19 protein-coding genes are annotated in these 19812 nt (G+C 41.5%); 8 read left to right on the top strand and 11 right to left on the bottom strand.

What is annotated here, in order from left to right:
* Window positions 1–111: 111 nt before the first annotated feature.
* Both GVX98_RS09705 and GVX98_RS09700 read right to left on the bottom strand, forming a co-directional pair.
* Entirely contained in the window at window positions 112–1233 is a 1122-nt protein-coding gene (locus GVX98_RS09705) for an AI-2E family transporter (protein ID WP_168158788.1), read from the bottom strand.
* Window positions 1234–1370: 137 nt separating this feature from the next.
* On the bottom strand, window positions 1371–2015 hold the full coding sequence (locus GVX98_RS09700; RefSeq protein ID WP_004977991.1) for a ParA family protein: 645 nt from the start codon (window positions 2013–2015) through the stop codon (window positions 1371–1373).
* Window positions 2016–2138: 123 nt separating this feature from the next.
* Between GVX98_RS09700 and GVX98_RS09695 the strand changes: the two genes are divergently transcribed.
* Entirely contained in the window at window positions 2139–2612 is a 474-nt protein-coding gene (locus GVX98_RS09695; RefSeq protein WP_131230694.1) for a Holliday junction resolvase-like protein, read from the top strand.
* A 65-nt stretch (window positions 2613–2677) separates the two neighbouring features.
* Here GVX98_RS09695 and GVX98_RS09690 read toward each other — a convergent pair whose 3' ends face one another.
* On the bottom strand, window positions 2678–3319 hold the full coding sequence (locus GVX98_RS09690) for a class I SAM-dependent methyltransferase (protein WP_159127900.1): 642 nt from the start codon (window positions 3317–3319) through the stop codon (window positions 2678–2680).
* A 175-nt stretch (window positions 3320–3494) separates the two neighbouring features.
* Here GVX98_RS09690 and GVX98_RS09685 point away from each other — a divergent pair, with 175 nt between their 5' ends.
* The gene (locus GVX98_RS09685) at window positions 3495–4055 is read left to right on the top strand and encodes a hypothetical protein (protein ID WP_004691412.1); all 561 of its coding nucleotides are present in this window, start codon (window positions 3495–3497) and stop codon (window positions 4053–4055) included.
* A gap of 218 nt (window positions 4056–4273) precedes the next feature.
* On the opposite strand, the gene GVX98_RS09680 is transcribed toward GVX98_RS09685, so the two are convergent.
* Window positions 4274–4606: a HopJ type III effector protein gene (locus GVX98_RS09680; protein ID WP_004691410.1), complete on the bottom strand. Its 333-nt coding sequence runs from the start codon at window positions 4604–4606 to the stop codon at window positions 4274–4276.
* Between the two features lie 387 nt (window positions 4607–4993).
* Between GVX98_RS09680 and crcB the strand changes: the two genes are divergently transcribed.
* Complete coding sequence (crcB, locus tag GVX98_RS09675; protein ID WP_004977981.1) at window positions 4994–5371, top strand: fluoride efflux transporter CrcB; 378 nt, start codon at window positions 4994–4996, stop codon at window positions 5369–5371.
* 123 nt (window positions 5372–5494) lie between these two features.
* Here the strand turns inward: crcB and GVX98_RS09670 are convergent, their stop codons facing one another.
* A complete protein-coding gene (locus tag GVX98_RS09670) occupies window positions 5495–5749 on the bottom strand; it encodes a type B 50S ribosomal protein L31 (protein ID WP_004691406.1) in 255 nt (84 codons plus the stop codon).
* Between the two features lie 129 nt (window positions 5750–5878).
* Window positions 5879–7177, bottom strand: coding sequence for an AarF/ABC1/UbiB kinase family protein (locus tag GVX98_RS09665; protein ID WP_159127899.1), 1299 nt, complete (start codon window positions 7175–7177; stop codon window positions 5879–5881).
* A gap of 192 nt (window positions 7178–7369) precedes the next feature.
* Here GVX98_RS09665 and GVX98_RS09660 point away from each other — a divergent pair, with 192 nt between their 5' ends.
* On the top strand, window positions 7370–7579 hold the full coding sequence (locus GVX98_RS09660) for a DUF1737 domain-containing protein (protein ID WP_005401312.1): 210 nt from the start codon (window positions 7370–7372) through the stop codon (window positions 7577–7579).
* 55 nt (window positions 7580–7634) lie between these two features.
* Here the strand turns inward: GVX98_RS09660 and GVX98_RS09655 are convergent, their stop codons facing one another.
* Both GVX98_RS09655 and GVX98_RS09650 read right to left on the bottom strand, forming a co-directional pair.
* Window positions 7635–8996: an MATE family efflux transporter gene (locus GVX98_RS09655; RefSeq protein WP_323843778.1), complete on the bottom strand. Its 1362-nt coding sequence runs from the start codon at window positions 8994–8996 to the stop codon at window positions 7635–7637.
* A gap of 41 nt (window positions 8997–9037) precedes the next feature.
* The gene (locus tag GVX98_RS09650) at window positions 9038–9499 is read right to left on the bottom strand and encodes a DMT family transporter (protein ID WP_035326225.1); all 462 of its coding nucleotides are present in this window, start codon (window positions 9497–9499) and stop codon (window positions 9038–9040) included.
* Window positions 9500–9623: 124 nt separating this feature from the next.
* Between GVX98_RS09650 and hemW the strand changes: the two genes are divergently transcribed.
* Window positions 9624–10778 (top strand): radical SAM family heme chaperone HemW, encoded by a 1155-nt coding sequence (gene hemW / locus GVX98_RS09645; RefSeq protein ID WP_159127898.1) that lies wholly within the window; start codon window positions 9624–9626, stop codon window positions 10776–10778.
* A 267-nt stretch (window positions 10779–11045) separates the two neighbouring features.
* Window positions 11046–12350: a DUF1254 domain-containing protein gene (locus GVX98_RS09640; protein WP_159127897.1), complete on the top strand. Its 1305-nt coding sequence runs from the start codon at window positions 11046–11048 to the stop codon at window positions 12348–12350.
* Window positions 12351–12443: 93 nt separating this feature from the next.
* Here the strand turns inward: GVX98_RS09640 and GVX98_RS09635 are convergent, their stop codons facing one another.
* Window positions 12444–12824, bottom strand: a complete 381-nt coding sequence (locus GVX98_RS09635; protein ID WP_004977970.1) for a hypothetical protein — start codon at window positions 12822–12824, stop codon at window positions 12444–12446.
* A 500-nt stretch (window positions 12825–13324) separates the two neighbouring features.
* Here GVX98_RS09635 and hchA point away from each other — a divergent pair, with 500 nt between their 5' ends.
* Window positions 13325–14194, top strand: a complete 870-nt coding sequence (hchA, locus tag GVX98_RS09630) for a glyoxalase III HchA (protein ID WP_004691391.1) — start codon at window positions 13325–13327, stop codon at window positions 14192–14194.
* Between the two features lie 125 nt (window positions 14195–14319).
* Here the strand turns inward: hchA and GVX98_RS09625 are convergent, their stop codons facing one another.
* Both GVX98_RS09625 and GVX98_RS09620 read right to left on the bottom strand, forming a co-directional pair.
* A complete protein-coding gene (locus GVX98_RS09625; RefSeq protein WP_159127896.1) occupies window positions 14320–15081 on the bottom strand; it encodes a substrate-binding domain-containing protein in 762 nt (253 codons plus the stop codon).
* A 210-nt stretch (window positions 15082–15291) separates the two neighbouring features.
* Window positions 15292–17115, bottom strand: coding sequence for an acyl-CoA dehydrogenase C-terminal domain-containing protein (locus tag GVX98_RS09620; RefSeq protein WP_004977963.1), 1824 nt, complete (start codon window positions 17113–17115; stop codon window positions 15292–15294).
* Between the two features lie 231 nt (window positions 17116–17346).
* On the opposite strand from GVX98_RS09620, the gene GVX98_RS09615 reads away from it, so the two are divergent.
* Window positions 17347–19776, top strand: a complete 2430-nt coding sequence (locus tag GVX98_RS09615) for a hypothetical protein (protein ID WP_004977960.1) — start codon at window positions 17347–17349, stop codon at window positions 19774–19776.
* Window positions 19777–19812 lie beyond the last annotated feature (36 nt).

The following is a 19812-nucleotide window of genomic DNA, read 5'->3' as shown; positions in this document are numbered from 1 at the left end:
TCAAACAAAGGCAGGGCTTCGGTTCAATGTTGTCCGTAGAGTGTTTTTGTATCTGATATAAAAAAACGCATACTTTCGAGGAAAGCATGCGTTCAAGTCATTTCACTGAACTTATTTTTTGGGCGTATCTAAAGGCTCTTCGGGTGGATCGTAAGCCAATGTCGCTTTCGGCATCATTAGGGGTTCATTGACTTGTTCATGTAGCCATTCGCGCCAAATGGCTAACAGTACTGCTAGAATCACGGGGCCGACAAATAAGCCGACCATACCAAAGCTGGCTAAACCACCCAATACACCAAACATGATCAGTAAGAACGGAATTTGCGTTGCACCTGAGATCACCAATGGGCGAATCACATTGTCTGCTGTGCTGACCACACAAACCCCCCACACCATCACTCCAATCGCTTCAATAGTCTGCCCTTGAGAGAATAACCATAAAGACACGGCACTATATGCCACAGGAGGGCCAAAAGGAATGAGTGCAAAGATAAAGGTCACAATGGTCAGTACCATTGGGTTTGGGACACCAGCAACAAAATAGCTCAGGCCTGCCAAGAGTGCTTGCGCAATTGCAGTCAGGCCAACTCCATAGACCACAGCACGCGTTGTTTCTGAAATGGTGTCTAAATAGTGGTGGATACGTGGGCCAATCACCATTTCCAGCGCTTTACTGACCTGATTTAAAATGGTTTGTCCGTCACGATAGAAGAAGAATAACGACATCACTGCAAAGCAAAGTTTAAAAATATTTTTACTGATTTCACTTAGCACCAAACGGCCATAATTTAAGTGGCTTTGAAACCAGCCCGAAACATTTTGCACAATACTGTTCGGATCGGTATTGATTTCTTTTAAAGTACGAGTGACTTCTTTACCAATAATCGGCAAATCCCGAATAAATTGCGGAACATCTAAATGACCTGAGAACACTTGTCTTTGTAGTTCATAAAATAGATTACGACCTTCATGTTGCAGCATAAAGATAGCAAAGGTCAGCGGGATACCGACAACTAATACCACCATACTGATCATGATGGTGGCGCTTAAGGTTGGACGTGGTCCACATAGTTTCTGTACTGAGTGATATAAAGGCCATGTGATGTAGGCAATAATCGCAGCCCAAAGCACAGGTACAATAAAGTATTTCAGGACTTGAAAGCTCAAATAGAACAGAATAAAAATCAGTCCAAATAACAATACTTTTTGTAAGGCTGGTGCGTATCGTTGCACGGTATTCACTGCTATATCTCTAAGGTCAAAGTCATATTAACTGAAAAAAATGCGCACGAGAACGTACCCTTGGTAAGTTCTCGTGAATAACCGACTATAAATAGGGAATAGTCCCGTTTTATCTATAGCAAAATATTTTAGAACCAAGCACTTGGGTCATCGACAATGGCATTGAGCAGCGGTTGCCATTGACTTTGAATGGAGAGGTAATTCTTTTGTGTTTTATCAAATACGCTTAAACCTTGCATTGCCAATTGGCCATATGCAGTACGTTCTGAAATCCACGCTACAGGCTGTTGTTCAATTTTTGCAAAAAAATCTTGGATGTCTTTGGCACTGGCGCTGTTGGCTTTGACCCGATTGGCCAAAAGCAAAATTTGCACTTTGCCTTTACGAATGCGTTTAATGTCTTGTAAATGCTTTAAAAAACGACGGGTACTGTCAATATCAAAAAACGAGGGTTGCAGTGGGGTCACAATCGCATGCGCTTCACTGACCAGCTGTTCGGCATGCTCACCAGACAGCGCACCCGGCGCATCGATAATTAAATATTCAATGTTTTTAGGCACTTCACCTATCGATTTCTCATGGCGCCAATCTAAACTTTGAATATGCGCCACTTGCTCTGGACGCTGTTTTAACCACTGACGAGCAGATTTTTGATTATCCGCATCGGCCAAAGCTACTTTATAACCTTTTTGTGCGAGTGCCGAAGCTAAATTGATTGCGGTTATCGTTTTGCCACAGCCACCTTTTTGGTTGGCGATTAATATCGTTTTCATGACCTTAAATGATTTTATTCTGCTCACCCCTAGCATATCATTCTTTTGTGTGTCGCATATGACACCAAACCAAAGTTGTAAGTTTAAATCTTGCTACCTGTAGCACAAAATTAGGAAAGAACCATGTCCATATGGATGGCAATGTTGATCGGTGCAGCAATTGGTGTGGTCTTGACCACCCTTATTTTAAGTCACAGCCGAAATGGACGCATCAAAGCAGAATATGAGCGCTACATTGCCGAATTAGAATTAGAGCATCAGCAGGCTTTAACCCATGCACAAAAGCGCAGTGTCAATACCAGTCGTGCGGTGCTTAAAGGCAAAATGGCGGAGCAACTGGCCCCGATCATGCCGCAATTTGAATACTTACCTAGCGATGCCAAATTTTTGGGCGATCCTGTCGACTATGTGGTATTTGATGGCTATACCGACCTGCGTGATGGTGAAGGGCGACCAGAGGATATTGAAATTGTTCTCATTGATATTAAAAGCGGTGGGGCGAGGTTAACCAAAGGACAAGTTGCTATTGCGCAAGCGATTCAAGCTGGGAGGGTTCGTTTTGAAACGGTCCGCATTGACTTTGATACGATTGAATAAGCTTGGCGATGTTCACCCATGAAAGTATCTTGCTTGATATAGAGCAGGTGCTTTCTTCATGACTTTCATGACCCATCACTTGAGTATGGCTTTTGAGCGCGTGCAAAAAACATCAGTTGTCCGAGTTTCGGAATACCTTCGGCATAAAAGTAGTGCTGTTCTATCATATTAAATCCTGTTGCTTTTAAGGCCTGTTCAATATTTCGATTGAGATGGCAGCCATCGGCTAAACGCTTTTGCACAGGCGTGAGTAAGTGTTGTAGGCGCTGAATATAAAGGTTATTTGTATTTAATACGTGCTCCACCACATGTAAGGTGCCACCCGGTTTGAGCACCCGTAATATTTCCGCCAAAGCCTGTTCTAGCTCAGCAATACTACACAGTGTCCATGTACTGACTACATGCTCAAGGCTATGGTCAGCAAAAGGCAGCTTTTCCGCACGGGCTTGTACATGATGCACTTCAAATGCTGCTGCTTGTATCCGCTCTAAAGCCAAATGATAAATTTCAGGACTGGGTTCAAGGGCAAAGACAGTATCGACATTTTGATAAAAGGGCAGATTCAGCCCTGTACCAAAACCAATTTCCAATACCTCTCCCTGAATTGGCAAAAGCAGTTCGTGGCGTTTGTCCATTAAGCTTGGTACTTGCATGACCTGATTCAGGACATGTGGAAAGATGTGTTGTTGATAGTATTTATAAAGCATGATTGTTTTTTGGGGCTCTGTTCTTCAGCTCTAGCCTAACTGAAAAGTGCTGTGGCTAAAAGTAGACTGCATAATTCATTCATAATGTTACTAAGTTCATAAGCTTCTTTTCAGGAAACTGGACTAAGATGAAATTGTTTCGTATTTTCCTAGGTTGATGGGAATGAGGTTTGCAATGAAATCTAAATTTATCCTGCTCGGTTTACTCAGCAGTTTGCTGTTGCCCATCAGTGCAAGTGCCACTGTGGATTACAACATTGCCAAAGGTTTAGCACCGACCTCTAAAGATCAATCGATTTCGGTATTGAAACCGTTTAAAGGTGATTTTCGAATTTTAGGTTCTAAAATGTATTCGGATGATGCACAAGCTAAATTCTCTCCGATTGACTACGCCGTGAGTTGGGGCTTGTTTGCTGAACCTGAAATTGCACGCCATATTACCGTGAATCAATACGACCGTTATCTCAACTGGAAAATTGATCGTTTGCCTGTGCCTGCCGAGCAAGCCATGCAAATGGTGTCAAATATGCACATCATTCCAGCCAACCCTGAAATTGCTAAACAAATTAAACACGTGAAACGTGGTGATTTGGTTCGTTTAAAAGGTGAGTTGGTTGAAATTAAAGACAAAGATATGGTCTGGACCTCATCCTTAACCCCGACCGATACGGGCGATGGAGCATGTGAAGTATTTCGGGTCAGCTCAATTCAATGGATCGAACGGGTAAAGGGGTAATGTGGAAGTAGCGCTGAGTTATTTCATCGTGCTGTTTTAATGTTTTCTAGGCGATTAATAGCCATATGAAGTCTTGCTCCACGTGAAACCTACTTGTCAAATCTGTGGATGCTTATAGGTGTATCAATGTTAATAGTGTTTATAAATATCTGATAATAAAATTAATATTGTATTTGTTTAAAACCACGTTCAAGTAACTTGAACGTGGTTTTTTATCTTTATTTTGCAGTTAATGCCGTACCATCAAATTCAATACCATCCCATCCATTCAACATAAATTGACGAATATTTTGATGATCTGTTGCATCAGGTGTGGCTAAAACAGAAGCATAGTGTTCTGCAAATAGGCTTAAAGTTTGCGTTTGATCGAGGCCTTGAAGCTGTGCAAACGAAAACACTTTTGCACTGCCTTGGTTTTCAGTTGCTGCATTGTGCTGTAAACCATTTTTAAATGCAGTTGGTGTATGTGTATAGGCTGCTTCAATGAATGCCAATACATCTGAAAATTTTGCTTCGCCCGCTGCAAGCTGAGCCAATAATACCTGTGCCATGCGTCTATTTCCGACTAAATTTATGTCCACATCATACCCAAAAATTGCATGTTTGGGAGTTTTTGCCTGAGAGAAAACCTTCTGTTTTGCATGAAGAACGGGTGCTAGTGATTTTGGGAATCTATGTTGTATTGGTCATAGAGCACACTAGGGTGAAGTAAAGATATTCGGCGATGCAGGGTTCAATATCCCATGTAAAGCATGTGCGAGTTCGAATGCTAATGTTCACTTTTGAGAGTGAGACAATAAGATATGTAAGGATCAACAACCGATGTTGAAAAACCTTGAAGTGCGAGGATTGATTCAGGTTTAATAGCATTATAGTTGATGAGCTGTGGATAACTTCGGACTTATCCATACGCATTTTGTAAAGAATAGGATAGGTCAATGAATTGGATCTTGGTGGCAATGGGGGGCGGAATAGGGGCCTGTTTACGCTACGGTGCAGGATTATGGTTGTTTAAACCCAGTATGAGTTTTCCATGGCCGACATGGTGGATCAACATCATCGGTTGTTTTGCTGCGGGTGTTTTTTTTGCATTTAGCCAGAAGTTTCCAGTACTGCAACAAGAAGCACGTTTATTTTTGATGGTAGGTATATTGGGCGGTTTCACGACATTTTCGAGTTTTGGTCTCGAAACTTTTCAGCTTTTTAGACAGGGACAAACTGTATTGGCTTTGAGTTATGCACTGTCTAGTTTAGTGGTGGGCGTCATCGTGCTTGGGATCGGATTTTATCTGTTAGATAGTGTGCTTAAACATTAAGAAAAAAAAGATGGTCAAAATAGGAACCAGAAAAGAACGCATAAAAAAGAAGCCTAAGCTGGAGGAGGTCTTAGGCTTCTTGATATCTTTACTATAACGCGTATAGCTTAAAGAAAAATGAAATTATTGTGAGCGTTTGAAACGCGCGAAACGTTTATTGAAGCTTGCAACACGACCTTCATTACTGGTTTGACGTTGTTCACCGGTATAAAACGGATGTGATGCACTTGAGATATCTAAACTGACGTAAGGATAAGTCTTGCCTTCATACTCACGAGTTTGATGACTTTGTAAGGTACTGCCGATCACGAAAAACGCGTCGGCATTGGTGTCGTGGAACAGGACTTCACGATACTCTGGATGAATATTGGCACGCATAGACTTCTCCTTAAATGTATTATTTTGGAATGTTATAATATAACAATTGATAAGTCAAAATAAACCCCGTGATTTTATGTAACGGGGTTTATTGAGTTGTAGCGATTTTATCGTGCCTACAGTCTTTATTTAGGCAGGCGGTGGCACCAATTCTTCGAATAGATCATTAAGGTTGTCGTGCACTTTGAGATGAATCAGGTTCCAATAATGTCCTGAGACTGTTCGATTGACCATTAGCGTATCGGGCGAGGGTTTAAACACATCCCAATATTTCAGCGATGGCTTGACCAGTTCAATGCCATCATGATGCGCTGAGTTCTCAGCAAAGTCATACAAAGTGGTCAGTGGACGCATGAGCACTTCTAACCATGCTTCATACAGTTCGGCAGGAAATTTGCCTTGTTCGGACATGGAGTGCAAAGCAGTCAGTTGCTGCTCCATGGCCAAGATATTACTGTCGCGCGCTGCTTGAATCAGCTGCTTAAAATGCATCACGATTTCAGTCGATAGGGTTTTGACACCGCCGTAGTCATATACGATCACGCTACCATCTTCTCGGAAAGCAAAGTTGCCCGGATGTGGGTCGCAGTGGAAGCGTTTTAAAAAGAAAATCTCACGACCAATGGCACGGAATAAACGACGGCCCAGTTCATTGCGCGTGTCTTGTGACCATGTACTGGCAGTTTCAATGCTTTCGCCGTGCTCTAAGCTTAAGGTCAAAATATGACGGCTTGAATAGTCTTTGTAGACTTGAGGAATAATAATTTTAGGGTCTAAAGCTTGATGAAAGGTGCGTGCGACCTCTAAGTTTTGCGCTTCTATTTGATAGTTTAGCTCGTTGTCTAAACTGTCTTGAATTTCTTTAAAGAGTTGATCTTGCAGCTTACGGTCAATTTTAAGTACACCCATCAAGCGTAGCGCTAAACGGACTTGTTTTAAGTCGCTTTCACAGGCTTCTTCCACACCCGGATATTGAACTTTAACTACAACTTGCTCACCACTCGGTAAAGTGGCTTTATGTACTTGACCAATGGAGGCTGCGGCAAAGGGTTGTTCATCAAAAGAGGTAAAAATTTGATTGAGCGGCTTGCCGAGTTCTTTTTCAACTTGAGCTTTGATCTCTTGAAAAGGCATCGCTGGCGCTTGGCGTTGTAATTTACTAATTGCACGTGCCACTTCAGGCGGAAAAATATCTTTGTATTGAGATGCAATTTGCCCGACTTTCATCACGGCACCTTTCATTTCACCTAAGGTATCTGCAATTTGAAGTCCAATGTCCTGAAAAAGCTGACTGCGCGCCGCATTTTTTTTATCTTCATCGGCATTGAAGTTTTTAATTGAATTGGTCACAGTCTTGGTTGCGATACTTGCCGTCATGCTGGCAAGTTTCATAAAGCGACGACCGGGCGTACGAGTCGTATTTGCCATGCGATATTCCTCGGGGCATCTTATTACATCTCAGATTTGATCATAGGCGACAAATGCAAAACTGCCTACTTTAAATTGTTAAGCTGATGTTTCTATTTAAATAATAGTGGTCAATTGTGTGAATTACACACAGGATGCTTTTGTATTTAAAAATCACGTTACACTGTGCGAAAAATTTTGAGTATGAAATAAATGAAAGTGTATCGTTATTTTACAGGCAAGGACGATGTACATTTTTGTGCGCGCGTCACCCAAGCACTGAATGAAGGCTATAGTTTGTATGGTTCACCCACCATGACCTTTAATGGCAGTGAGGTGATCGTGGGGCAGGTGGTGGTTAAAGACGTTGAGGATGAAAGTGAAGTGCCACAAGGTCTGAAAGATGCTTTGGCACAGCAGTAAAATAGCTGGAATAGGAGAAGAGACTGACTTCTTCCTATTCAGTGCCATGCATAACTTATGGATAGTCCTGACTGAGGCGTTTATTGTTGTTATAAAGTCGGAGCAAGAGCAGGGCACACGCCACGCTTAAACCGACAATCAGTCCAATCCAAACACCTGCCGCACCTATATTGGTGTAGCGCGCCAAATAGATACTGACCGGAAAGGCCACGATCCAATAGGCAACCATTGTGATCCACATTGGACCTTTGGTGTCTTGCATGCCGCGTAAGCAGCCTGCGGCACTAATTTGCCAAGCGTCCATCAGTTGGTAGGCGAGTGCGAACAGTAGTAAATACATCGCAACTTCTGATACTTCATGATCTGAGGTATAAATTGCCACAATTTCAGGACGAAACAGTGCAATCAGCAGCATGGTCATCAGCGCCAAAACCGTACCTGTAGCCAGTCCGAGTTTTTGCACCTTTCGCATAGCCTCCCAGTTTTTTTCGCCATAGTAGGTCCCAACACGAATAGTCAGGGCGATGGCAAGGGACATCGGAATCATAAATAACTGAGAGGTGACCGACATTGCAATTTGATGCGCCGCCACAATGGTTTCACCCAGTGGACTCAGAATAATTGCAGCGGTACTAAAAATACTGACTTCGAAGAAAATCGCTAAGCCAATGGGTAAACCAAGTTTTAAAATACGTTCGATCCAATAGCGATCCATCTTCTCCCAAGTACTAAACACTTGAGTTTTTTGATATGCCGAAGCTTTAAAAATATAAGTGGCTAAGGTGAAAAACATGATCCATTGTAAAATCGCAGTGGCAAATCCGCAGCCTGCCGAACCGAGTGCTGGAATTGGGCCGAAACCATACATAAAGACAAAGTTCAGTGGAACCAAAAGGACCAAGGCCGCTAAGCTAATGACGGTCACAGGACGTGGGTGACCAAGTGCCTCAGAATATCCACGCAGTGCTGCATACATAGTCACCGCAGGCATGCCAAAGCCAATGGCATGTAAAAATAGGCTGGCTTTAGGCAGTAAGTTTGCAGGTACACCCATGAGTGGCAGTAAGAGCGGCATGCTTTGTAAAATTAAACCCGCAATGCTCCCCAAAATAAAGGCCACCCAAAGGGACTGACGAGCAATAGTGGCGATTTTTTCAGGGGTACGTGCGCCATTGGCTTCTGCCACCAAGGGTGTTGTCGCAATCATGATGCCACTGAACAACAACATGATCGGTATCCATAAACCGACACCGACAGCAATTGAGGCTAAATCGGTAGGGGATAAATGTCCAGCCATGATGGTATCAATCAACCCGAGACCCGCTTGAGAAAACTGCGTGATCAGGATGGGCAGCATTAACACCAATAGCTTTTTTAATTCGAAACGATGGGACGTGATTTTATTTGTAGTCGACACAAAAATTACTCATATTCATCATGTGCTTGGTCTAAATAAATTCAGCGTTGTAAAGTGAGAAGCACACCAATAAAAATTACGACGCCACCAAGTAAACGCTGCCAATTGACAGGGGTTTTTTCGGTACCAAGTAGACCATAATGGTCAAAAATCACGGAGGTCAGGATTTGTCCAAAAATAACCAAACCTGAAAACGTGAGAAAGCCTAATTTAGGCGCAGTATAGATGCTTATACTGATGGCATAAACCCCTAAGCAACCACCGAGCCATAAGTACCATGGAATATTGGAAAAATCATGTAACTGTGGTTTGTCCACAGGTTGGAGTACAACCAAAAGCGCTAAAACGCAGGTTCCAATGAAGAAGGATAACAATGCGGCTTGTAGTGGAGAGTAAAAATATTCTCTGAGTTGTGTATTTAGTGCCGTTTGAAAAGTCATAGCAATGCCAATACCAAAGGCCAGTGGTAGCATAAACAGCAAGTGGCTCGATATTTTCATCATTTTAAACCATTCATTCTTCTTGTCTTTTTATCAGTCTAATCCAAATAGACACAGATTTCATAAGTGTCTTGATGCAGTCATGTTAAAATATGCAAGATTACCGCTGTGCTTTAGAGTCTCTTCCTTGACTGATTTACATCCTGCAAATATTCCGTTGTCTTTATATATTCACATGCCGTGGTGTGTGCGTAAGTGTCCTTATTGCGACTTCAACTCGCATGCGGTGCCAGATGGCAAACTGTCTTTAGATTTAGAGCAAGAATATTTACATGCTTTGGTGGAGGACTTTAAAACTCAACTCGAGTTTGCTCAAGGGCGTCGTATTCATAGTGTGTTCATTGGCGGCGGAACACCGTCCCTCATTTCAGCGCAAGGGTATCAATGGTTATTTGCCCAGTTAAAAGCATTACTGCCTTTTGAGGCGGATTGTGAAATTACCTTAGAAGCCAATCCTGGCACAGTTGAACATGACCCTTTTGCTGATTATTTGGCAGCAGGTATCAATCGGTTATCGATCGGGGTTCAAAGCTTTAATACTGAACATTTAACCAAGTTGGGACGAATTCACAGTAACGCCGATGCGATTTCTGCGATTGGCCTTGCGCGTGATGCAGGTTTTAAACGTATTAATGTCGACCTGATGCATGGTTTACCTGAACAGACTTTAGAGCAAGCTCTACTGGATTTGAAGCTTGCCGTGGACAATGGTGCAACCCATATTTCATGGTATCAACTCACGATTGAACCGAATACCGTATTCTTTAGAACCAAGCCTATCTTACCTGTGGACGATGTGCTTGAAGAGATTCAAGCCCAAGGTGAAGCTTATTTAAAAGCGCAGGGTTTTATCAATTATGAAGTTTCGGCATGGCGTAAAGAGCAGCCTTCCGCGCATAATTTGAATTACTGGCAGTTTGGCGACTATTTAGCGATAGGTGCAGGTGCACATGCCAAAGTGACCCAGCCAGATGGGGTCTATCGGTTCCAGAAAACTCGTTTACCCAAAGACTATTTGGCTAAAGTCCCTGCGGAGCATGTGCAGTTTAAGCGCATTGAAGCCGACGAACTTCCATTTGAGTTTATGATGAATGCTTTGCGTTTAAATGATGGAGTTACTGCTGAAAATTATGCGCAGCGGACAGGTTTGAATCTGGATAGTCTGGCTGAAACTTTAGACTCACTACACAGTCGAAAATTAATGGTGGATGATGCGACGCGTTTAGCGTGTACCGAGCAAGGGCATGTATTTTTAAACTCAGTGTTGGAAGAATTTATCTAAGTTTTTTAAGTAAGCTATCTTTTAATAAGGCATATTTATTCGTCGGTATAGAGGGAATGAATATGCCTTTTTCTATGGAATCAAAAATTTAATAATACAGACTCTTTGTTTAACAGAAGAAAATGGCAAAGACTGGATTTAGAAGAAATGAGAACCGTAGATGAAGAATCTTTCAATTTAGATTTAACAACCATTCATTTGAGTGGTGAAAAAGAATATTAAAAAATGATAAAAGTACCCAGTAATTTATAATACTAAGGGAATAATATGAAAAAAATAGGACTATTATCACTCATAATGCTTGGAGCGGTAGGCTCTACGTCGAATGCAGCGATTCCAGATCAAGTTGCTGAAGATGCTTATTTGTATGGCTACTCCATTGATGAAGCCTATAAATATTTCTATAAAACAACGGTTGAAACTAACACCCCATTAAATCGGTTCCAAAATATTCGTCAACTCGCGGATGATACATATACTGCTCACCCAAGTATTAATAATGATACCTTGCACTTAATGGGTTGGTTAGATGTAGGTACAGAACCTGTTATTGTGAGTATTCCAGATTTTGATAAGGGGCGTTATTGGATTTTGCACACCATGGACATGGGTCACTACACTACAGCCATGATTGGTGCCAGAACGCGTGGCACTAAAGGTGGTCGTTTCATGTTTGCTTCAAAATCTTGGAAAGGTACTGTACCTGAAAGTGTCGACCAAGTGATTTATGTCGAATCTGATTTGCAAAAAATGATGGGTCGTATTATGGCGACAGGCAAAGAAGATGAGAAAAAAGCCCTAAATTATATGGATCAATGGAACATTCGAACTTTATCTGAGTATTTGGGTGAAGCAGGGCCAAAACAAAAAGAAAGAAACTATCCAAACCCAGAAAATACTTCTTGGTTAGAACGTGTCAACTTTATGCTTTGTGAAGGCACAATGGCAGAGGCAGATAAAAAGTGGGTTAGCCAATACAAGGCAATGGGTATTGCACCTTGTAATTATAAGTTTACTCAAGAGCAATTGGCGGCTGCTAAAGTAGGTGAAAAACTTGGTATGCAGCATCTTAAAGACCTTTTACCTAAATTGTCCAATTCTAGTAATTTATTAGGTACTCGTGAGCAATTGGGTGATGGCCCTCGCGACCTATTTGCAGAAGGAACCTATATTGGTCAGTGGGGGTTACCACCAACTGAAACCGTGTACTTAAAAACTGATGTTGGATCAGATGGTAAAAATATTAATGGCTCAAATGGTAAAAAGTACAAAATACACTTTAAAGCGCCAGAAGTGAGTCAGTTCTGGTCATTTACGGTCTATGGTTCAGATAATAAGCTTATGGCACATAACGAAATGAATCGTCATAGTCGTGGTGACCGTACACTTAAAGCGGGTGCAGATGGTCTGTACACCATAGAATTAAGTTCTGATGAAAAAGCTAATGCCAACAATTCAAACTTTCTACCGATTCCAAATAAAGACAGCTATATCATTTTAAGAATGTACGGTCCAAGTAAAGCCATGCAAGAGGGTAAATATTCAATGCCTGTGATAGAAGTGGTGAAGTAAGACTTTGATGTAATAGTCTATTCAAAAAAGCTCAGACTTCAGTTCTGGGCTTTTTTATCAATATGAGATTGATTTCAATTGTTTTTAATTTATTCACTTGTCATCATAGATCAGATCATCTTCATGCACATTGATAAAGTCAGGTTGCGGATTTGTATCAAATTGAACCGCAGAAATCGACGCCTTGCCTAAAATCTTTGCTTTTCCCACTCTGTGCATACCATCCATCAAGCGACCTTGAGAACATAAAATGATGGGATAAGATAAATCTGCCTCTTGAATGAGTTGCATATGCGCAATAATTTCATGAGTGGTTGGGTGAGTATCTGGATACCAATAAGCTTCGTCTAATTCCTTGATGTCTGATAGCGGAACTTGTCTGACTTGAAAAGATTGAGTGAGTTCGATCAAGCGATCGACATCCCAAATATAGGTATCGTTTTCAACTTTTCTAAAATGATATTGCTTTCTCATCAGGATTAAATCCAGATAAAATACACAAGAATTAAAACATAAAGTCTAAAAGAATACCTGCGCGTGAAATTAAGCGAGTTAATAATCATCAGGCTTTAAATGGTCAGCCATTTTTGATTCGGCCGATAATGAATAGCGTTGATTCATTTGTACGAATTAGCTTACATCAATTCCCGCTTTTTGCGCCTATACGCATGCTTGTAAATTTTCTAATATAGAACCATAGAGAGCAGGATGCTCCAATAGAATAACAATAAAGATCAGCTCAAGGACGAAGGTACGACAGGAGTCATACCTCAGCACTTAATACGAAAAACCCCGACAGGATGTCGGGGTTTTTTATTGTCCAAATGTTTATCTTGTCATATAGGCAAGCTTATATTTACATCTTAAAACAGAGCCATTTTGAAACTTTGTTATGCTGAATAAATGAGCTGTAATACAGAACTCTAGGTTTCGTAAAACTGAAAATAACCAAGCAATAATAAAGGAGAATCAGCATGGCACAGACCAGCCAAGACCGTAATCCAAGCCCTGATTTAGCTGAAGATAATGCATTCTTTCCATCGCCTTATTCACTTTCCCAATACACCGCCAGTAAAACCGACTTCGATGGAACCGACTATCCAACACCCTATATTGGGCATAAAAAAGTTTTGATGGTCGCAAGCGATGAGCGTTATCTACTGATGAAAAATGGCAAGTTCTTCTCCACAGGCAACCACCCAGTAGAAACTTTACTGCCTATGTATCATTTAGATCGCGCAGGCTTTGACATTGATATTGCTACGTTATCCGGCAATCCCGTTAAACTTGAAATGTGGGCGATGCCCCATGAAGATGCTGTCGTGCCTGCAACATTTCAAAAATACTTAGCCCAATTTAAGAAACCCTTAAAACTGGCAGATGTACTGAAAAACAGTTTAGGTGATGACTCTCCCTATTTGGCCGTTCTTATTCCCGGTGGGCATGGTGCTTTGATTGGTTTACCTCAAAGTGAAGACTTAAAAACCTTACTGAAGTGGGCGGTGGCAAAAGATAAATTTGTCATTTCGCTGTGTCATGGGCCAGCAGGCTTATTGGCTGCCGCATTTAATGAAGCCCCTGAAAATTATATTTTTAAAGGGTACAAAATGTGTGTGTTCCCCGATGCACTCGATCAAGGGACCAACTTAGAAATTGGCTATATGCCGGGGGAGTTACCATGGTTACTGGCAGATCGCTTAGAAAAGTTGGGTGTTGAAGTGGTCAATAAAGAGATGTCGGGACAGTGTATTCAAGACCGTAAGCTAATTACAGGAGATAGTCCTTTGGCATCGAATACCTTGGGTAAAATGGCAGCACAAGCGCTTTTGGCCGAGGTTCAGTAATTATTGTTTTCTGAAATCAAGAGCGCCGTGGCGCTCTTTTTTATGTCTGATTTGCTTATTAAAGGTTCTATTATCTAAGCTTGGAAACTTCTCTTTAATGTGGATAAAGGCTTAAATTTAAAGATTTATTTGCTCCAACCAAACTGTTTAAAAATCGCACTGCCTTGAGCAGAACTTAAAAACGTAACAAAACTTTTTGCTTCAGGATTTTTTAGACTGTGCTGAGTCAGTGCAACACCTGCATCACGGTAAATCACCAGTTCAGGTTCGATCGGAATAATTTGCCCAATGTCTGGATTACTGACTCCCCAAATATTAAACACCAACCATGCATCATAGCTGCTGTCCGCTTCCCATGCTTTTTTCGCTGCGCCTGTATTGGGTGCATACATGGCGATATTTTTACGGAATGATTTTGTGAGCTGAATATTACCCGTTCTACCCGCAATATCTTCCCACATGCCCACTTGGCCTGCGCCATGTGTGACCAAAACTTTAGTGTTTGGCTTACTTAGATCTTTAAATCCCTGAATATGTTTGGGATTGCCTTTTCTGACTAAAATGGCAGCAGGGCGTAAGTAGAGTGGTTCAATTGAGTCCTTTACGATTTTGTTGGCAAATACGCTTTCAAAATCAGACATCATCGCTTCCGAACCGCTATAGATGACGTCTGCATCGAGTTTGGCTTCGTCGGCCCATTGTGAAGTAGGACCAGCGGTTACATGGACATCTATCCCTGTCTTATTTTTAAATTGTTTCGCTGCTTCATGCATCGCTGGTGCTGGCCCACCTGGACCATAAACATTGATTGCCGCAATAGTGTCCATTGATAAAAAGCCCAGCATGAGCGGAAAAATATAGTAGCTCAGCTTATATATTTTTAACATTGTTATTTCCTTTACTGATATTTGAATGCTGATCATATTTGTTTTTCTGATGTAATTGAATCTTTATATTATTTTTTTTGTTAAATGATTTTTGCAATATGTGAAAGAGAACAGCAGCAACTACGAAGTTGCAGGTTTATGGAAATATAAGGTCGAACAAGAAATAAAAAGAGCGCCTAGGCGCTCTTTTTATCGGTCTAATACTGTTAATTAGTAGTCAAAGCTAAAGTGTTCAGGTGCTAAAGAAGTCATGGTTTTTGAAGGATTGACCATTGCTTCGGCATGACCTTGAGTGCGTGGCAACAAACGTTCGAAGTAGAAGTCAGCGACTTTAATTTTCGCTTTATAGAATTCAGCAGATTCTTTACCCTCACCAGAAGCCAGTTTTTCTGAAGCCACAGCCGCTTGTTGTGCCCAGAAATACGCCATCATCACATAGCCAGAGAACATCAAGAAATCGACAGAAGCTGAAGATACCACGTCACGGTCTTTACGAGCTGCAAGCATAATGCGCACCGTTAAGGCATTCCATTGTGCGCATACTTTGGTTAAGTCCCATGCAAAACGACGCATGTATTTGTTGCGTGCCTGTTGACCACAGAATTTTAAAATTTCAGTGGTGTAGTCGCGAATCACTTTACCTTTAGAGGTCAGAAGTACTTTACGACCAATTAAGTCCAGTGCTTGAACACCAGTTGTGCCTTCATACAGTGTCGCAATACGTGCATCCCGTGCAATTTGCTCCATGCCCCATTCTTTAATGTAGCCATGACCGCCATAGACTTGCATACCGTGGTTTGCAGCTTCCAAGCCCAATTCAGTTAAGAAGCCTTTTAAAATTGGGGTATAGAATCCTAAGTGATCATCATGTGCTTCAAATGCAGCAGTATCGCCACGCTCAAGCGCATCTGCCATTTTGTCGGCAATTTGTGCTGCATAATAAATCATTGAACGACCGCCTTCAGCAATCGCTTTTTGTGTCAGCAACATACGGCGAACGTCAGCGTGATGAATAATGGCATCCGCGACTTTTTCAGGGTCTTTTTTGCCAGAAAGTGCACGCATCGACATACGTTCTTTGGCATATGGAAGTGCACCTTGGAAAGAAAGCTCAGCATGTGCAATACCTTGAATTGCCGTACCGATACGTGCGGTGTTCATAAATGTAAACATGGCATGTAAGCCTTTGTTTGGCTCACCAATCAAGTAACCGACAGCATTGTCAAAGTTCAGCACTGCGGTTGCAGAAGCGCGAATCCCCATCTTATGTTCAATCGAACCACAGGTCACAGGGTTACGTTCACCAAGGCTGCTGTCTGCATTGACCAAGAATTTAGGCACAATGAACAGTGAAATTCCTTTGGTGCCTGCAGGTGCATCTGGAAGACGAGCAAGTACGATGTGAATGATGTTTTCAGTTAAATCTTGCTCACCTGCAGAGATGAAGATTTTGGTGCCTGAGATGTTATAAGTGCCATCGGCATTTAATTCTGCTTTGGTCTTTACTTGACCTAAGTCGGTGCCACACTGAGGTTCAGTTAAACACATGGTACCTGACCATGTACCTGCCACTAAGTTAGGCATATACAGATTTTTCTGTTCGTCAGTACCAAACTGTAAAATGGTGTTCATACAGCCAACGCTTAAACCTGGGTACATTTGGAATGACCAGTTTGCTGTGCCCATCATTTCTGATTTGATCAGATTTAAAGATTGAGGCAAATTTTGACCGCCAAATTCTTCTGGAAAAGACAGACCTTGCCAGCCACCTTGGACAAACTGGTCATAAGCGTCTTTGAAGCCTTTTGGTGTTTTCACTTCACCATTGTCGAAGGTACAGCCTTCTTCATCACCCGATTGGTTTAAAGGAGATAAAATATTTTCACAAAAATCTGCTGCGCCTTCTAAGATCATATCTACCGTATCAGCGTCGGCAGCTTCACCATTCGATAGGGTTTGATAATGTGCAGGATAGTCCAGCACTTCATTCATTAAGAAGCGAATATCATGTAAGGGAGCTTTATATGCAGGCATGTGTGTAATCCTAATTTAGAAATAGTATTGGATTATTTAAATCGATCATTTCATTATTCATACATCGTATCAAAATACATTGATAGATCCGACTTGAGAAAATGTCAGAAAGGCGAATTGGTAGATAAAATCATCAATCTAAAAAGACAGTTCTGTTACACTTACTCGATGGTCTTTTGATCATGTACTTTTTTAATAAACTATAATTAACTCAGGTTTTCAGCAAGTATTATGCGCTTAAAATATATAACACTTTGTTTATTGGGTTTGAGTATCAGTGGGTGTACTCAGCATGTCATTAAATCCAATGCATCTTCAGATCAGCAGCTCGGGCAACAAGCCACGCATGGTCTTAATGCCATGTTTGAAAATGCCAGCTATGATTTTAAAGGTCAATTCTCTATTCAATCTGACTTTAATTTTAATGAGTCCAAGCCAAATACTCAGTCAAATTCCAAGTCCAATGTTCAGTCAAATGGGACGAACTTAGACCCAGAGTTGAAAAAACAATTAGATCAACTATTAAAAAATCAAAAGATTTCCTTTACCGCCAAAGAAAAACAAGCTTTATATGATGCACTTGCGCGTGAACAAAATCCGTATGCATCGCTGTATGGCAGTGGTGAATCACGTTCTGCTAAGGTTCAAATCGCAGAATCTTTGGTGAATTTACTCAATGACTTACAGTTTAGTTATCAAGGCTCTGTGCATTTCCGTCAAAAATTGGCAGCATTGACTTTGCAGTTAAGTTATCAAAAACCAACCTTACAAGTGCAAGCACAGTTGCCGATGGTGGTTGATTTTAATGACTATAAGTTTTACACCAACTACTTTGCCTTTATGCCGTTCATGGTGAATCGTGAAAGTCAGGATCGTTTTGCTTACATTGACTTTTCTAAGCATAAAGAAGCATTCGGTAATATTGATTTTAAAAAGTTTGCTGAATACTTAAAGCAGATGAATGCACTGCCATATGCTTTGGCAGAGCCAAATCAGGTGCATAGTGTTGATTTAAGCAAGTCAGAAAAAGAAGCGGGGCTAAGCAAGAAAATTCGCTATATGGGTGACTTAGAAACAGCACAAGTACAATTGGGCTTATTTGAATACGTCAATAAACTGCATTATACCCAGCAGATACAAGCTTTTGATGCTGAGAGTCTGATTGAAGATGCCGCAAAAACACCAAGTGCAGCGGATGAAACAATGCAGGCGGCGAAAGAAGCAGAGAGTGCTGCAAGTAGCGCAAGTGAAGACCCGGCCTATGATTCACTCGAACGTGTCAGTCATTTGGTGAACCAAAAAATGCAGAACTTGCGTGGTTATGGGCAGAGCGATGAACAAGACATTGTTGTAGATGCCGCTGCCGATGCTACGGTTGATGCAGCAGCAGATGTGGCTTATGCGCAGGCCGCGACAGAAGATGCTGATGAGACAGCAACTGAAGTGTCTGCTTCTGTAGCACCAAATACGCTATCTGAAGAAGCTTGCGATGCGCTCATCAACAGCAAGAGCATTCCTATTGGTAAAGTGACCGCATGCCGTGATTATCAAGATATTGATGTACTTGCACCTAAAGTAACCAATCAATCTGTAGATGAAGAGACTTTTGGACAAGTAGCGACCAATGTTTTGGAAGAGTTGAAACCACTCTTTACCGCGTATCAAACAGAGCAACTGGTAGACGCACAAAGCTTTAAACAACTTTGGCAAAAACATCAGGCTGAAATTACACCGATCATGGCACAGCTGGGTAGCGAGCGTTCACCGTTTGTGATGGATGTTGGACTCGACCAAAAAGGTCGTGCGCAAAACATGGATTACAACATTGTGATTAGCGATGAGCAAATTGGTAAGCTACAAATTAAGAGCACCAATCAGGTATTTAATTATGGCAGTGCGACGGCCATTGACCGTCAAGCTTTAAGAAATGCCAAATCGATTGAGGAAGTGTCTAAAGGTTCATTACTGGAAAATGTAGTGAAAGGCATGCTGGGCCCGTTAGGTGCAGATTCATCAAGTGTAGAGAGCGCATCATCAAGCACAACAGAATTACCTAAGGCTATTTCAGATTATTACCAGCAGGCAGCGCAGCAAAGCTATGCACGTCAGCATTCTGAAGTTAAAGCGTATCAAGCGGTATTTGCTTTGATGTTTGCCGCACAACGTCCAGAGTATATTCGTTACTATAGCTCAGCGACCATCAATGAAATTTCAGAAGTGTATGCCTATGAGTTCATGGATGTTGCAGAGCCGAAGGGTGCAGCACTTAAACGTCTGAATCAGTTACGTCAAAAACATGCTTTACAACATGAACAAGACTTTGATGAGCTGGGTGAAAGTATCGCCAATATCGTTAATGATGCACTGGAAGATGTACAAGAAAATCAGCAATGGAAGGATTTGGCGAAGAAATACAAAACCAAGCAAGCGGTCTTTGCTCAAGTCTATCAAGACAAATTTACCAATACCTATGAAATTGACCAAGAGCAAACTGCATATTTGACTCAGTCTGCACAAGTCTTTGCTAAAGCATTTGCAGATGACTTAAAAGGTCAATTGACAGAAAAATCGTTGCAAGGTTTGAAGCTTGAACATGACGACTTCTTTAGCGATTCGACCTATTACGAGACCTATAAAGCCGTACAGAAACACATGAACTAATCTGAAAAAAAGAACCTCTGCGGAGGTTCTTTTTTA

Source organism: Acinetobacter sp. 8I-beige (genome assembly GCF_902505955.1).
Lineage (GTDB): Bacteria > Pseudomonadota > Gammaproteobacteria > Pseudomonadales > Moraxellaceae > Acinetobacter > Acinetobacter johnsonii.
Note: the sequence above shows the minus strand (reverse complement) of the source record. Positions and strands in the feature narration are given on the sequence as shown.

Excerpts from the sequence above, each read along its gene's own strand:
- GVX98_RS09700 (WP_004977991.1), bottom strand. The coding sequence starts at position 2,015 with ATGAAAACGATATTAATCGCCAACCAAAAAGGTGGCTGTGGCAAAACG.
- GVX98_RS09695 (WP_131230694.1), top strand. The coding sequence starts at position 2,139 with ATGTCCATATGGATGGCAATGTTGATCGGTGCAGCAATTGGTGTGGTC.
- GVX98_RS09690 (WP_159127900.1), bottom strand. The coding sequence starts at position 3,319 with ATGCTTTATAAATACTATCAACAACACATCTTTCCACATGTCCTGAAT.
- GVX98_RS09685 (WP_004691412.1), top strand. The coding sequence starts at position 3,495 with ATGAAATCTAAATTTATCCTGCTCGGTTTACTCAGCAGTTTGCTGTTG.
- GVX98_RS09680 (WP_004691410.1), bottom strand. The coding sequence starts at position 4,606 with ATGGCACAGGTATTATTGGCTCAGCTTGCAGCGGGCGAAGCAAAATTT.
- crcB (WP_004977981.1), top strand. The coding sequence starts at position 4,994 with ATGAATTGGATCTTGGTGGCAATGGGGGGCGGAATAGGGGCCTGTTTA.
- GVX98_RS09670 (WP_004691406.1), bottom strand. The coding sequence starts at position 5,749 with ATGCGTGCCAATATTCATCCAGAGTATCGTGAAGTCCTGTTCCACGAC.
- GVX98_RS09665 (WP_159127899.1), bottom strand. The coding sequence starts at position 7,177 with ATGGCAAATACGACTCGTACGCCCGGTCGTCGCTTTATGAAACTTGCC.
- GVX98_RS09660 (WP_005401312.1), top strand. The coding sequence starts at position 7,370 with ATGAAAGTGTATCGTTATTTTACAGGCAAGGACGATGTACATTTTTGT.
- GVX98_RS09650 (WP_035326225.1), bottom strand. The coding sequence starts at position 9,499 with ATGATGAAAATATCGAGCCACTTGCTGTTTATGCTACCACTGGCCTTT.
- GVX98_RS09640 (WP_159127897.1), top strand. The coding sequence starts at position 11,046 with ATGAAAAAAATAGGACTATTATCACTCATAATGCTTGGAGCGGTAGGC.
- GVX98_RS09635 (WP_004977970.1), bottom strand. The coding sequence starts at position 12,824 with ATGAGAAAGCAATATCATTTTAGAAAAGTTGAAAACGATACCTATATT.
- hchA (WP_004691391.1), top strand. The coding sequence starts at position 13,325 with ATGGCACAGACCAGCCAAGACCGTAATCCAAGCCCTGATTTAGCTGAA.
- GVX98_RS09625 (WP_159127896.1), bottom strand. The coding sequence starts at position 15,081 with ATGTTAAAAATATATAAGCTGAGCTACTATATTTTTCCGCTCATGCTG.
- GVX98_RS09620 (WP_004977963.1), bottom strand. The coding sequence starts at position 17,115 with ATGCCTGCATATAAAGCTCCCTTACATGATATTCGCTTCTTAATGAAT.
- GVX98_RS09615 (WP_004977960.1), top strand. The coding sequence starts at position 17,347 with ATGCGCTTAAAATATATAACACTTTGTTTATTGGGTTTGAGTATCAGT.